This window comes from Rhizobium sp. PvP014, assembly GCF_017876855.1.
In the GTDB taxonomy this organism is placed as follows: domain Bacteria; phylum Pseudomonadota; class Alphaproteobacteria; order Rhizobiales; family Rhizobiaceae; genus Neorhizobium; species Neorhizobium soli.
Map to the genome: position 1 here is coordinate 1,016,976 of NZ_JAGIOT010000002.1, position 14,504 is coordinate 1,031,479.

Here is a 14,504-nt window from a genome sequence, read left to right on the forward strand (position 1 = left end):
CGTCGAGAAGACGGAGCGGGCCAGAGATTGCGGTTTAGATCAGACGTCTGCGGCGACGCGGACGGAAACGATCGAGTCCGGATCCTTGACCGGCTCGCCCTTCTTGATCAGGTCGATGATGTCCATGCCTTCGATGACCTGGCCCCAGACCGTGTACTGCTTGTTCAGCCAAGGAGCGTCGGTAAAGCAGATGAAGAACTGCGAGTTGGCGGAGTTCGGGCTCTGCGAACGGGCCATCGAGCATGTGCCGCGGATATGCGATACAGCTGAGAATTCAGCCTTCAGGTCAGGCTTGTCGGAGCCGCCCATGCCGGCGCGCGAAGGGTTGAAGTCCGCTCCGCCCTGCTTGCCGAACTTGACGTCGCCGGTCTGCGCCATGAAATCCGGAATGACGCGGTGGAAAACCACGCCGTCATAGGCCGTCTCGCGGGCAAGTTCCTTGATGCGCGCAACGTGCTCAGGTGCCAGATCCGGCAGGAGCGAGATGACGACCTTGCCCTTGGTGGTTTCCATGATGAGGGTGTTTTCGGGATCCTTGATCTCGGCCATGGTATTTCTCCTTGATTATCTCTGTCTCAGGACATCAGCCCGGTGGGCCGTTGCCGTTTCAATCGACTGTAAGTCGATCATTTCTTGCCGACGGTCACCTTGACCATCTTGTCGGGATTGGTGACTTCGCCATTGCTGCCATCGCCGCGCTTGATCTTGTCCACGGCTTCCATGCCGGACACGACCTTGCCGATTACGGTGTACTGACCGTTCAGGAACGGGCCTTCATCGAACATGATGAAGAACTGCGAGTTGGCAGAATTCGGGCTCTGCGAACGGGCCATGCCGACAGTGCCGCGCTCGAACGGCGTCTTGGAAAACTCTGCGGGAAGATCGGCAAGATCCGAGCCACCGGTGCCGGCGCGCGAAGCATTGAAGCTCGGGCCGCCCTGCTTGCCGAACTTGACGTCGCCGGTCTGGGCCATGAAGCCATCGATGACGCGGTGGAATATGACGTTGTCATAGGCACCCTTGGCAGCCAGCGCCTTCACCTGCGCAACGTGCTTCGGTGCCGACTCCGGCATCAGCTGGATCACGACCGGGCCATCCTTCAACTGGATGGTCAGAAAATCGTCTGCCGCCGCAACGGCTGTTCCGACCGTGGCAGCGAGCGCGAGGGCGCCGGCTATGGCGAGGCGAAGCAGTTTCATCAGAAAACTCCTGTTATCTTTTGTCGCAGAATCAGCGTTTGTGCTTTTCGTTCAGGGCGCGCAGTACCACAGCCGGCACGAATTCACCGACATTGCCGCCCATGGCAGCGATCTGGCGGACCAATGTGGCCGTTATGGGCCGGGAGGCGGCCGCAGAGGGCAGGAATACCGTCTGAAGGTCTGGCGCCATTGTCCGGTTCATGCTGGCCATCTGAACCTCATAGTCGAAATCGGTCCCGTCGCGCAGGCCCCGCACCAGGATTGTCGCCCCCTGCTCCCGGGCAGCGTCGATCACCAATCCTTCGAAGGAAACCACCGAAAGACTGTCGCGGCGAGCAGGCAGAGCCTCCGAAAGTGCCGCTGCGATCAATGCCGCGCGCTCCTCGAAGCTGAATACCGGCACCTTGCCCGGATGAACGCCGATTGCCACGACGACCCGTTCGGCAATGTTCAGCGCCTGCACGAGAATATCGAGATGGCCGTTTGTCATCGGGTCGAATGAGCCGGGATAAAGAGCGATCGTCATACTGAAGTCGGAGCCTGTTCCAGCTGAATTTCAACGGCCTTTTGTCACGGAAGGCCGCCCGCTGCAAGGCTTTCCCAAAAACTGAACGAAAGATGAATGCGTCGTTCAAGGCCGTTTCAGCCGGCTCATGTTTAACTGACAAACATGACGGGGCGAGATCATCGTCCCGCTGAGTTGAGAGATACGGAAATGCTGGCTTTGATGATTTTCGCTGCAATCGCTGCAGCGCTTTTATTGGACGCCGCGATTTACGTATTCGGATCGCCAGACCTCTGAGAAGTGGAAACGCGATCCGGAACCTGAACGCCAGATGAACGCGCCATTCAAGCATGCTTCAGAGCCGTTCAGATAGGTCACTCTCATAATGTGGTGTCGCTGCGCGCAGTTCACGCGCTCAGGCAATTAAAAGGATAATCGGATATGATGATCGCAAACAAAAAGATGGCTATGCCCGACAAGATCACCATGATTAACCTCGTATGGAGCGCCATGATTGCTGTCATGTTGACGGCGACGGTCACTCTTTACCAGGACCGCTCGGATGTCGACGGCTCCAACTACCCGCAGGTTACCGGTCGTTACAGCGACATCTCCTACTATTGATCGCCTGCCGCGAGGAGCTGGACTGGGACCTCATCCCATTGGCCGTTCCTCTGAAACATCCGCGATCTTAGAAACCGCAATCGTGCCCCCTGATCTTTGGGCGCGTTGTCGGGAAGATCTAGAGCGACAAGCCACACCATTATTTTCGTGAACGGTAGCGAACAGGGCGCGATGCCCTTTCCGCGCCAAGCGGCTCAAACAAAGCCGGAGGATGGTTTTCCATCCTCCGGCTTTTTCGTTGTTGATGTCCTCTGCCCTCCGGGAGGACGCGACCTACTCGGTCGCATCCCAATCCAATGATCGAACACCGCGCCACTAGTTTGATCGCCGGTGCCAAATACTGGTGAGATGCCCAACCCGTGGAGCTACTCAAACAGAAGCCGGAGGATGGTTTCCCATCCTCCGGCTTTTTTCGTTTTCTCGTCTTTTGCCGTCCGGGTGGACGCGACCTATTCGGTCGCATCCCCGTCAGCATCAGGCGTATCGGTTTCGGGCGCGTCGGTGTCGGTATCGGGAGCAATCCCGAGGTCACCGGTTTCGGCCGAGATCTCACCCGGCAACTCGCCGTTCTCGTCTTCGTTCTCAGGCTCGCTGATGCGCTCGACGGAGACCACCTTCTCATCCTTATGGGTCGAGAAGATCGTGACGCCCTTCGTCGCACGGCTGGCAATGCGAATGCCGCCAACCGGAACACGGATCAGAACACCGCCATTCGAAACGAGCATGATCTGGTCACCCTCGTCGATCGGGAAGGCGGCCACGAGTTCGCCGATTTCCGCAGTCTTCGAGGTATCGGTGGCACGGATACCCTTGCCGCCACGGCCCGATGTGCGGAAGTCATAGGAAGACGAGCGCTTGCCGTAGCCTTTTTCCGAAACCGTCAGCACGAACTGCTCGTGTTGCTTCAGGTATTCGTAGCGCTCATCGGAAAGCTGTCCCTCTTCGGTGACTTCCTCACCAACGAGAGCGATATCCTCTTCGTCCACCCCGGCAGCACGGCGCTCGATCGCCGAGCGCTTGAGATAGGCTGCACGTTCCCACGGCTCGGCATCGACATGCCCGACAATCGTCATCGAGATGATGCGGTCGCCTTCGGCCAGATTGATACCGCGGACACCGATGGAATTACGGCCGGCAAAGACGCGGACCTCTTCGACCGGGAAGCGGATCGCCTGTCCAAGCGCGGTTGTCAGCAACACGTCGTCGCCGGGCTCGTTGAGGTCGAGGTTCGGACCGCTGCAGGTCTCGACGGAGAGGATTTCGTCACCCTCCTCCTCGAGCTTCATGGCGATCTTGCCGTTGCGGTTGACCTGCACGAAGTCCGAAAGCTTGTTGCGGCGAACCGTGCCGCGTGTCGTGGAGAACATCACGTCGAGGTTATCCCAGGACGTTTCGTCTTCGGGCAACGGCATGATCGTGGTGATGCGCTCGCCGGCTTCCAGCGGCAGCATGTTGATCAGGGCCTTGCCGCGCGATTGCGGCGTGCCGATCGGCAGGCGCCAGACCTTTTCCTTGTAGACGATGCCACGCGAGGAGAAGAACAGGACCGGCGTATGGGTGTTGACCACGAATAGCCGGGTAACGAAATCCTCGTCACGCGTCGCCATACCGGAGCGACCCTTGCCGCCACGACGCTGGGCGCGATACGTCGCCAGCGGAACACGCTTGATATAGCCAAGATGCGAAACGGTAACGACCATGTCCTCGCGGGCAATCAGGTCCTCGTCGTCCATTTCGAGACCACCTTCGAGGATCTCGGTGCGGCGCGGTGTGCCGAATTCGTCGCGAACGGCGATGAGTTCGTCCTTGACGATCTGCTGGATGCGAACCCGTGACGACAGGATGTCGAGATAGTCGGAGATCTCGGCGCCGATCTTGTTCAACTCGTCGCCGATTTCATCGCGGCCGAGCGCCGTGAGGCGGGCAAGACGCAGTTCGAGGATCGCGCGGGCCTGTTCCTCGGAGAGGTTGTAAGTCAGGTCCTCGTTGATCTTGTGACGCGGATCGTCGATGAGCCGGATAAGAGCCTCGACGTCATGGGCCGGCCAGCGGCGGGTCATCAACTGCTCGCGCGCCGTCGCAGGATCCGGTGCACGGCGGATGAGCGCAATGACTTCATCGATATTGGCAACGGCGATCGCCAGACCCACCAACACGTGAGCGCGCTCGCGCGCCTTGCGCAGCAGGTATTTCGTGCGGCGGCTGACGACTTCCTCGCGGAAGGACACAAAGGCCTTCAGCATGTCGATCAGCGCCAGCTGCTCCGGCTTGCCGCCATTGAGCGCCACCATGTTGCAGCCGAACGACGTCTGCAGCGGCGTATAGCGGTAGAGCTGGTTCAAAATGACGTCGGCATTCGCATCGCGCTTCAGTTCGACGACGACGCGGTAACCCTGTCTGTCGGACTCGTCGCGCAGATCGGAAATCCCCTCGATCCGCTTTTCGCGGACGAGTTCGCCAATCTTTTCGACCATCGAGGCCTTGTTCACCTGGTAGGGAACTTCGGTGATAATGATCTGCTCGCGGTCGCCGCGCAGAGGTTCGATCGTCGCACGACCGCGCATCATGACGGAGCCGCGACCGGTCTCGTAAGCCAGCCGGATCCCGGCGCGGCCAAGAATCATTGCACCTGTCGGAAAGTCCGGACCGGGAATGATCTGCATCAGCTCGGCCAACTCGATCGCCGGATTGTCCATCATCGCGATGCAGCCGTCGATCACTTCCGACAGATTGTGCGGCGGGATGTTGGTTGCCATGCCGACGGCGATGCCGCCTGCGCCATTGACCAGCAGGTTCGGGAATTTCGCCGGCAGAACCACCGGTTCCGACAGGGTGCCGTCATAGTTGTCGCGGAAATCGACAGTTTCCTTGTCGAGATCGTCGAGCAGCGCATGGGCAGACTTTTCAAGCCTGCACTCGGTGTAGCGCTCGGCCGCCGGCGGATCCCCGTCGATCGATCCGAAATTGCCCTGTCCGTCGATCAGCGGCAATCGCAGCGACCAGTCCTGCGCCATACGTGCCAGCGCATCATAGATCGCGGAGTTGCCGTGCGGATGGAATTTACCCATCACGTCACCGGTTACGCGGGCGCATTTCACGTATTTCTTGTTCCAGTCGATCCCGAGCTCGGACATGCCGAACATGATGCGCCGGTGCACCGGCTTCAGTCCGTCACGAACGTCGGGAAGTGCGCGGCTGACGATCACGCTCATCGCATAATCGAGATAGGACCGCTGCATCTCTTCCATAATGGAAATGGGTTCGATGCCTGGAGGCAGCTTTCCGCCGCCGGGTGTGCTTTGCTCAGTCAAATCGGATCACGATCTCTGTTCGGAATCATTTGAATTTTTATAGCGGAAAGCGGCTCCGGGCGCCAATTTCCACTGAATTTGCTTTGTAGTTGTGAACAGGTTTTGCGGCATTTGGAAGGTGTTTGCCACGATCGTTGGATACATTCGTTGCAAGACTTCCCTAAAGCGCCCGGCTGTCCTAACAATCTTATCATTGAACGGCAAGCCGAGCGTCCTCTAGGAGTATCCATGGCCTCACCCGATGCTCTCATCAACGCGTTGACCACTTTGCTGGTCACGCTCGACCCGCCGGGTCTGGCGCCGGTCTTTCTGGGCCTGACGGTCGGCATGACGACGGCGCAACGGCGCTTTGTCGCCTTCCGCGGTGCGCTGATCGCCTTCGGGATCCTCGCGGTGTTCGCGCTGTTCGGATCGAGCGTTCTCGGCCTGCTCGGTATCTCGATCGGCGCCTTCCGCATCGCGGGCGGCTTGCTGCTGTTCTGGATCTCATTCGAAATGGTTTTCGAGAAGCGCCAGGAGCGAAAGGAAAAGACGTCTCAAAAGGCGATCACGATCGACCATATCCACGATATCGCCGTGTTTCCGCTCGCCCTGCCGCTGATCGCCGGCCCCGGAGCGATCTCCGCGACCGTCCTTTTGTCGGGAACATTCACCAGCGCTCTCGACCGCGCCCTTCTTATCGGGGTCCTCGCGCTGATCATGGTGGTGCTCTACGCAACGCTTCTGATCGCGGAAAAGCTCGACCGTTTCCTGGGTGTGACAGGGCGCGCGATCCTCACCCGGCTTCTCGGGGTCATCCTCGCTGCCTTGTCCGTTCAGTTCGTGGTCGATGGCATCCGGTCGGCATTCGCGATACCCTGATCCTTCCTGAGACGGACGGCCGAAAGCTCAATCCATGCACATTCTAAACCGTCTGATCGGACAGGCACCGAACCCGATCAGCATGAGGGAACGGCTCCGCTCTGCGGGCGGCGCCTTGCTCGGCATTTCCCTGACGGGACTGGGCGGCAGTCTCGTCGTCGGCTTCGAACCGTCACTGCCGGCACTGATCGCCCCGATGGGTGCCTCGGCCGTGCTGCTCTTTGCCGTCCCGTCGAGCCCGCTCGCACAACCCTGGTCCATCTTGGGCGGCAATATTCTCTCGGCCACTGTCGGCGTCACAGTCGCTGCGCTCGTGCCAGACCCTGCCCTCGCCTCGGGCCTCGCCATTGGCATAGCGATCGCGGCGATGATGGCGCTGCGCTGCCTGCACCCGCCAAGCGGTGCGATTGCCCTGACCGCAGTGCTTGGCGGCCCGTCCATTCACGCGATGGGATACGGATTCGTCCTCTGGCCGGTTCTGGGCAACTCGCTGGTTTTGCTGCTGCTTGCGATCATTCTCAACAATCTCGCAGGCCGGCGCTATCCGCATGCGCCCGCTACGCCTGCCCCTTCGCACGGCACCAAGGATCCGCCGCCGAGCGGCCGTATCGGGTTCCGCCGGGAGGATCTCGACGCCGTCCTCAGGGACTATGATCAGGTCCTCGATATCGATCGCAGCGACCTCGAAACCATTATTCGCCTGACCGAACTGCGCTCCTACCGCCAGCGCGCCAGCCACCTCACCTGCGCCGACGTCATGTCCCGCGACGTGATCGCGGTGTCACCGGATGATCCCCTGGGGAAGGCGCATCAGTCCATGCGCAACCACCGTCTGAAGGCCCTGCCCGTCACCAACGAAAAGGCTGAGGTGGTTGGCATCGTTACGCAGACGGATTTTCTGGACAAGCCAATCTGGACCGGTGGTCGCCCGACGATCGGCCCGCGCCAGCGTTTGCGGCTGATGATGCAAGGCGCAACAGCGCCAAACCATATCGTAAGGGATATCATGACCGCGCCGGTCCGGACGATCGAGCCGTCGGCACCGCTCAACGATGCGGTCGTCATGTTTGCCGAGGAAGGCCTGCACTACCTGCCGATCGTCGGCGAGAACGGCAAACTCGCCGGGATACTCTCGCAGTCCGACGTGCTTGTAGCGATGCTTTCGGACCGTGCCACTCATGCTCCAACCGAACATGAAAAAGGCGCCTGAGCGGCGCCTTTTTTTGATCAGAATGGGATGTCGTCGTCGAGGTCGCGGGAGAAGTTCCCGCCGCCACCACCGGACGACTGGCCACCCTGGCTGCCCTGAGCACCGCGCCCTGCCGGTGCCCCCCCCCCGGAACGCGGACGATCATAGTCATCGCCGCCGCCACCGTAGTTGCCGCCGAAATCACCGCCGCCACCGCCGCCGAAGTCGCTTGCGCCACCACGTGCGCCGCCGCGCTCACCGCCGCCTTCGCCACGACCGTCGAGCATTGTCAGGGTCGAGTTGAAGCCCTGCAGCACGATTTCGGTTGAATAACGATCGTTGCCGGTCTGGTCCTGCCATTTGCGAGTCTGCAGCGCGCCTTCGATATAAAGCTTGGCACCCTTTTTGACATACTGCTCGACGACCTTGCAGAGGCCTTCGTTGAACACGACGACCGTATGCCATTCTGTCTTTTCGCGACGCTCGCCCGACGTACGATCGCGCCAGCTTTCCGACGTGGCGATGCGCAGGTTTGCGATCGGGCGGCCATCCTGCGTCCGGCGGATTTCCGGGTCGGCGCCGACATTGCCCACCAGAATGACTTTGTTCACGCTGCCCGCCATCGTATTCACCTCGTTTGCCGCCAAGCGCGGCTTTGAAAACCAATCACCCCACCATAAACCATCGACCGCCCGGATTGGGCAATGCCGAGGTTTAATCCACAGTGAATTTTGTTCTTTCTTTGTTCTATTTTCTCCGTATAGTTCTGTCAAGCATTCGGAACCGGGTTGCATTGCAACAGTTTCGTCTCGACAGGCGGCGTTCGATAACTACATAAGGACCTTCGATCCTCCCCGAAGGCATAACGATGAGCGAACTCAAAACCATTTCCATCCGTGGTGCGCGCGAGCACAATCTGAAGGGTATCGATCTCGATCTGCCCCGCAACTCGCTGATCGTGATGACCGGCCTGTCCGGCTCCGGCAAGTCGTCGCTTGCGTTCGACACGATCTATGCCGAGGGACAGCGACGCTATGTCGAAAGCCTGTCGGCCTATGCTCGCCAGTTTCTGGAGATGATGCAGAAGCCTGACGTCGACCAGATCGAAGGCCTGTCTCCGGCAATCTCGATCGAGCAGAAGACGACCTCGCGAAATCCCCGCTCGACGGTCGGAACGGTCACGGAAATCTACGACTACATGCGCCTGTTGTTTGCGCGCGTCGGCGTTCCATACTCGCCAGCGACCGGGCTTCCGATCGAAAGCCAGACCGTCAGCCAGATGGTCGACAGGGTCCTTGTTTTCGAAGAGGGCACCCGACTTTATATCCTCGCGCCAATGATCCGCGGCCGCAAAGGCGAGTACAAGAAAGAACTCGCCGAGCTGATGAAAAAGGGTTTTCAGCGCGTCAAGGTGGATGGCCAGTTCTATGAGATCGCCGACGTTCCAGCGCTCGACAAGAAATACAAACACGACATCGACGTCGTCGTCGACCGCCTTGTGGTGCGTTCCGACATTGCCGCGCGTCTGGCCGACAGCCTTGAGACATCGCTGAATCTGGCGGATGGCCTGGCCGTTGCGGAGTTCGCCGACAAGCCTCTGCCGGAGAAGGAAACCTCCGCAGGCGGATCTGCCAACAAGTCGCTCAACGAAACCCATGAACGGGTTCTGTTTTCGGAAAAATTCGCCTGCCCTGTGTCCGGATTCACCATTCCGGAGATCGAGCCGCGGCTGTTCTCCTTCAACAATCCCTTCGGTGCCTGCCCCACCTGCGATGGTCTTGGATCACAGCAGAAGGTGGACCGGAACATGATCGTGCCGGAACCCGGCCGGACACTGAAGGATGGCGCGATCGCGCCCTGGGCGAAGTCCACCTCGCCCTATTACAACCAGACGCTCGAGGGTCTCGGCAAGGTCTTTGGTTTCAAGCTGACGGACCGCTGGGACAAGCTGTCGGATAGCGCCCGCTCGGCGATCCTTGAGGGCACCGAGGAAAAGATCGAGTTCAACTACGCCGATGGTGCCAGGTCCTACAAGACGACCAAGACGTTCGAAGGCATTGTCCCCAATCTCGAACGGCGCTGGAAGGAAACCGACAGTGCCTGGGCGCGCGAGGAGATCGAGCGCTACATGTCGGCCGCTCCATGTCCGTCCTGTGCCGGCTATCGCCTGAAGCCGGAAGCGCTAGCGGTCAAGATCAATAAGCTGCATATCGGCCAGACGACAGAAATGTCGATCCGTCTGGCACGCGACTGGTTTGCGGCGCTCCCCGAGCACCTGAACGCGAAGCAGAACGAGATAGCTGTCCGTATCCTCAAGGAGATCCGCGAGCGCCTTCAGTTCCTGAACGACGTCGGGCTCGACTATCTCAGCCTGTCGCGAAACTCCGGCACGCTGTCCGGTGGCGAGAGCCAGCGCATCCGTTTGGCATCGCAAATCGGTTCCGGCCTCACGGGCGTGCTCTACGTGCTTGACGAACCCTCCATTGGCCTTCACCAGCGCGACAATGCCCGCCTGCTCGAAACGCTGAAGCATCTGCGTGACATCGGAAATACTGTCATCGTCGTGGAACATGACGAAGACGCCATTATGACCGCCGATTACGTCGTCGATATCGGCCCTGCGGCCGGCATCCACGGCGGCACGGTCGTCGCCGAAGGCACGCCGCAGCAGGTCATGGCAAACCCCAAGTCACTGACCGGTAAATACCTGTCGGGCGAACTCGGCGTCGCAGTTCCCACTGAGCGGCGCAAGGTCAAAAAAGGCAAGGAACTCAAGGTTTTCGGAGCCCGCGGCAACAACCTCAAGAACGTTACCGCGGCGGTACCGCTCGGCGTTTTTACCGCCGTGACCGGCGTATCGGGTGGCGGCAAGTCGACCTTCCTGATCGAAACGCTCTACAAGTCGGCCGCACGCCGCGTCATGGGCGCGAGAGAAATCCCGGCCGAGCACGATCGGATCGACGGGTTCGAGCATATCGACAAGGTGATCGATATCGACCAGTCGCCGATCGGTCGCACACCGCGCTCCAACCCGGCCACCTATACCGGTGCCTTCACCCCCATCCGCGACTGGTTTGCCGGCCTGCCGGAAGCCAAGGCCCGCGGTTACGCACCCGGCCGCTTCTCCTTCAACGTCAAGGGCGGCCGTTGCGAGGCTTGCCAGGGCGACGGCGTCATCAAGATCGAGATGCACTTCCTTCCGGATGTCTATGTCACCTGTGATGTCTGCCACGGCAAACGCTACAACCGCGAAACGCTCGACGTGCATTTCAAGGGCAAGTCGATCGCCGACGTCCTGGACATGACGGTCGAGGAAGGTGTCGAGTTCTTTGCCGCGGTTCCGGCCGTGCGCGACAAGCTGCAATCGCTGTTCGATGTCGGTCTCGGCTATATCAAGGTCGGCCAGCAGGCAAACACGCTCTCAGGCGGCGAAGCGCAGCGCGTCAAGCTCGCCAAGGAGCTGTCGAAGCGTGCCACCGGCCGCACCCTCTATATTCTCGATGAGCCAACCACGGGCCTGCATTTCCACGACGTCGCGAAACTTCTGGAAATGCTGCACGAGCTGGTCAACCAGGGCAATTCGGTCGTGGTCATCGAGCACAATCTCGAAGTCATCAAGACCGCCGATTGGGTTATCGACATTGGCCCCGAAGGCGGCACGGGTGGTGGGGAGATTGTCGCCTGTGGCACGCCGGAACAGGTCGTCAAGGAGAAGCGCTCCTATACCGGCCAGTTCCTTAAGGAGCTTCTGGAACGGCGTCCGGTCAAGAAAGTCCAAGCGGCAGAATAGTTTTTACCGCCGCCAATACCTGTTTCGGGGAGATGAGTGATGACACCAGGCGTAATTCGAACAGGCATCGGCGGCTGGACCTTCGCGCCTTGGGAGGGCACGTTCTATCCGGACAAGCTGGCGAAGAAACGCCAGCTTGAATATGCGGCGTCCAAGCTCAAGGTCATCGAGGTCAACGGCACCTATTACGGGTCGCAAAAGCCCGAGACTTTTGCGAAATGGGCGTCCGAAGTGCCTGACGGATTCATCTTCTCGCTCAAAGCCAGCCGCTACACCACCAACCGCAAGGTCCTGGCCGAGGCGGGCGAATCGATCGAACGTTTTCTGCAGCAGGGGCTCGTCGAACTCGGCGACCATCTTGGGCCGTTGCTGTGGCAGTTCGCGCCCGCCAAGAAATTCGAGCCTGACGATTTCGAAGCGTTTCTGAAACTGCTGCCGGACGCGCTGGAAGGGCTGCCTTTGCGCCACGTCGTCGAGGTCAGGCACGACAGCTTCAAGGTTCCGGAATTCGTCGAGCTTCTCGCGAAATACAATGTCGCGCCCGTCTGCGCCGATCATTTCGACTATCCGATGATCGCCGACGTTACCGCTGATTTCGTCTATGCGCGGCTGCAAAAAGGGTCGGACGAGATCGAAACCTGTTACACGAAGCCGGATATGAAAGATTGGGCGAAAAGGTTGAAAACCTGGTCTGCCGGTAGCGTCCCCGACGATCTGCCTTTGATCGACGAAACGCGTAAGCCCGCCAAGACGGCGCGCGACGTCTACGCCTTCTTCATTCACGAGGGAAAGGTCAACGCCCCCGGCGGCGCAATGGCCATGCAGGAGATGCTAGACGCCAAGAGCTAGGGCTCTCTGTTCGGCATGATCCCTGCCCTTTTGGCCAGCTCTTCCGCGGTCATGTCTGGGGTCAGGCTATTGGCCGCTTCGCCGTGCAGGTAGACGCCTGCCGCCGCGGCCTCGAAGGCGGGCATGCCCTGAGCGAGCAGCGCTCCGATCATTCCGGCGAGCACATCTCCGGAGCCTGCGGTGGCAAGCCAGGGCGGCGCATTCGTGTTGATCAGGGCGCGGCCATCGGGTGAAGCGATCACCGTGTCTGCACCCTTGTAGACGATGACGGCGTTGGCCAGCGCCGAGGCTTTCAGCGCCTTCTCGGGCTTGCTGAGTTCTTTGTCCTTAGCCAAATCCGGAAACAGCCGGGCAAACTCCCCCTCATGTGGGGTCAGTACCAGGCGCGTCTCGCCCTCCGAGAAGGCTGAAAACAGCGTATCAGGATCGTCCTTGAACGAGGAAATGCCGTCCGCGTCCAGCACTAGCCGCTTGCCCTTCAGTGCCAGCACGAACGCGCGGGCTTTCTCCCCGACGCCGAACCCCGGGCCGAGCACGAAGGCGGATAGTTTTGCCGAACCCAGCCAGTCGGCGAGGTCTGCGACATCGTCGATTGCATGAAGCATGATTGCTGTCAGCGAGGCGGCATTGACGGAAAGTGCGTCCGTTGGGCTTGCAACGGTAACGAGCCCTGCCCCGCGCTTCAGACCCGCCGTCGCCGAAAGCCGGGCTGCGCCCGTCTTGTCCGCGGGACCGCTGAACACGACCAGATGTCCACGCGTATACTTGTGGCTGTCACCCAATGGTGACGGCACAGCTGAGCTCCAGATCGACGGCGCGTTCTCGGCAAGACTGCCGGCCTTGCTCAAAACGATTCGACGGGGGATGCCGATATCGAAAACCTCAAGTTCACCGCAGAGCTCGCGTCCCGGCATGAGGACGTGGCCCGGCTTGCGCGCAACGAATGTCACCGTCCGATCTGCACGCAACGCCGCGCCAAGCGCCACGCCGCGCCGGCCGCATAGTCCAGACGGCAGATCGACGGCAAGCACGGGTATATCGGTTGCTGCCAGACGATAAGCGAGTGCCGCCACGCTATCGGGGACGTTTCTGGAGAGCCCTGCCCCGAGGAGCGCATCGATGACGACATCACCAGGCAATGGCACATAATTGTCCAACGGCTGGGTATCGAGCGGGCAGCGTGAACGGGCCTCAAGCGCATCGCCGCGCAGTTGTGCGGGATCCCCCAGACTGTAGACCACGCAGCGTGTGCCGGCCTCTTTCAAGGCCGCCGCCGCGACATAGCCGTCACCGCCATTGTTGCCGGGTCCACACAGGACGACAAAGCGCAACGCGCCGGGAAAGTGTCGAAGAGCCGACGCCGCGACAGCCCGGCCCGCGCGGTCCATCAGCCCTATCGAGGACATGCCTGATGCTGCCGCGGCCGTGTCGACGGCTGCCATATCGTTAGGCGTCAGGAGCAAATGAGCGAATGAATTGGTCATTTGTCTATTCAAAGGCAAAACAAGGGAAATACAAGCGCGATCTTAGTGATCAAAACATCATCAAATGCACAGAAAACATGCTTATTTAGTAGGTGGACAGGCATGCGCTCGGTGCGGCGGGCGGAAGCGATTTCGGCAAGGATACGGCGTCAGGCGCACAAACCCGGACGTGGCCGACCGCGTTCAGCAGGCAATCCACCGAAAAATGGAAAGTTTTGACGCAAACCCGTGTTATTTTCTGAAAAACGTGAAAGAGTTTGGCACGAATAGTGCATCGGCCTGTTTGGCGGGCATGGGCCTGCGACTGGGAGAAGCGGAGAGTTGGTTTCTCATGAAGAAGATCGAAGCGATCATTAAACCGTTCAAGCTGGATGAAGTGAAGGAAGCCCTTCAGGAAGTCGGCTTGCAGGGGATTACGGTGACCGAGGCCAAGGGCTTTGGACGCCAAAAGGGACATACCGAGCTTTATCGTGGCGCGGAATACGTCGTCGACTTTCTCCCGAAGGTGAAGGTTGAAGTTGTGCTGGCCGACGAGAATGCAGACGCGGTCATCGAGGCCATCCGCAACGCGGCACAGACTGGACGAATTGGAGACGGCAAGATATTCGTTTCCAACGTGGAGGAAGTCATTCGTATTCGCACCGGCGAAACGGGTGTGGACGCTATCTGACCGCACTTTGAAGGCTGAGAAG

General features: G+C 60.0%; 12 protein-coding genes. 6 read left to right on the plus strand and 6 right to left on the minus strand.

Annotated elements, in window-relative coordinates:
- Positions 1-39 precede the first annotated feature (39 nt).
- The 3 genes from J3A65_RS09615 to coaD form a co-directional block, all read right to left on the minus strand.
- Positions 40-549 carry a peptidylprolyl isomerase gene (locus J3A65_RS09615; protein ID WP_062456851.1) on the minus strand — a complete coding sequence of 170 codons (510 nt, stop codon included), beginning with the start codon at positions 547-549 and terminating at the stop codon, positions 40-42.
- 77 nt (positions 550-626) lie between these two features.
- Entirely contained in the window at positions 627-1,199 is a 573-nt protein-coding gene (locus tag J3A65_RS09620) for a peptidylprolyl isomerase (RefSeq protein WP_062456848.1), read from the minus strand.
- Positions 1,200-1,230: 31 nt separating this feature from the next.
- Positions 1,231-1,725 carry a pantetheine-phosphate adenylyltransferase gene (gene coaD, locus J3A65_RS09625; protein ID WP_209900908.1) on the minus strand — a complete coding sequence of 165 codons (495 nt, stop codon included), beginning with the start codon at positions 1,723-1,725 and terminating at the stop codon, positions 1,231-1,233.
- Between the two features lie 420 nt (positions 1,726-2,145).
- Between coaD and J3A65_RS09630 the strand changes: the two genes are divergently transcribed.
- Positions 2,146-2,328, plus strand: a complete 183-nt coding sequence (locus J3A65_RS09630; protein ID WP_062456843.1) for a hypothetical protein — start codon at positions 2,146-2,148, stop codon at positions 2,326-2,328.
- A 449-nt stretch (positions 2,329-2,777) separates the two neighbouring features.
- Here the strand turns inward: J3A65_RS09630 and gyrA are convergent, their stop codons facing one another.
- Complete coding sequence (gyrA, locus tag J3A65_RS09635) at positions 2,778-5,639, minus strand: DNA gyrase subunit A (protein ID WP_209900910.1); 2,862 nt, start codon at positions 5,637-5,639, stop codon at positions 2,778-2,780.
- A 228-nt stretch (positions 5,640-5,867) separates the two neighbouring features.
- Between gyrA and J3A65_RS09640 the strand changes: the two genes are divergently transcribed.
- Complete coding sequence (locus tag J3A65_RS09640) at positions 5,868-6,500, plus strand: MarC family protein (RefSeq protein ID WP_062456837.1); 633 nt, start codon at positions 5,868-5,870, stop codon at positions 6,498-6,500.
- Between the two features lie 34 nt (positions 6,501-6,534).
- Complete coding sequence (locus J3A65_RS09645; RefSeq protein ID WP_209900912.1) at positions 6,535-7,710, plus strand: HPP family protein; 1,176 nt, start codon at positions 6,535-6,537, stop codon at positions 7,708-7,710.
- 17 nt (positions 7,711-7,727) lie between these two features.
- On the opposite strand, the gene J3A65_RS09650 is transcribed toward J3A65_RS09645, so the two are convergent.
- Positions 7,728-8,312: a single-stranded DNA-binding protein gene (locus J3A65_RS09650; RefSeq protein WP_062456831.1), complete on the minus strand. Its 585-nt coding sequence runs from the start codon at positions 8,310-8,312 to the stop codon at positions 7,728-7,730.
- Between the two features lie 245 nt (positions 8,313-8,557).
- Here J3A65_RS09650 and uvrA point away from each other — a divergent pair, with 245 nt between their 5' ends.
- Both uvrA and J3A65_RS09660 read left to right on the plus strand, forming a co-directional pair.
- Positions 8,558-11,479 carry an excinuclease ABC subunit UvrA gene (gene uvrA, locus J3A65_RS09655; RefSeq protein WP_209900914.1) on the plus strand — a complete coding sequence of 974 codons (2,922 nt, stop codon included), beginning with the start codon at positions 8,558-8,560 and terminating at the stop codon, positions 11,477-11,479.
- A 36-nt stretch (positions 11,480-11,515) separates the two neighbouring features.
- Positions 11,516-12,328, plus strand: a complete 813-nt coding sequence (locus J3A65_RS09660; RefSeq protein ID WP_209900916.1) for a DUF72 domain-containing protein — start codon at positions 11,516-11,518, stop codon at positions 12,326-12,328.
- Here J3A65_RS09660 and J3A65_RS09665 read toward each other — a convergent pair.
- A complete protein-coding gene (locus J3A65_RS09665; RefSeq protein WP_209900918.1) occupies positions 12,325-13,812 on the minus strand; it encodes an NAD(P)H-hydrate dehydratase in 1,488 nt (495 codons plus the stop codon). The genes J3A65_RS09660 and J3A65_RS09665 overlap by 4 nt on opposite strands.
- A 331-nt stretch (positions 13,813-14,143) precedes the next feature.
- On the opposite strand from J3A65_RS09665, the gene J3A65_RS09670 reads away from it, so the two are divergent.
- The gene (locus J3A65_RS09670; protein WP_007753933.1) at positions 14,144-14,482 is read left to right on the plus strand and encodes a P-II family nitrogen regulator; all 339 of its coding nucleotides are present in this window, start codon (positions 14,144-14,146) and stop codon (positions 14,480-14,482) included.
- Positions 14,483-14,504: the final 22 nt, after the last annotated feature.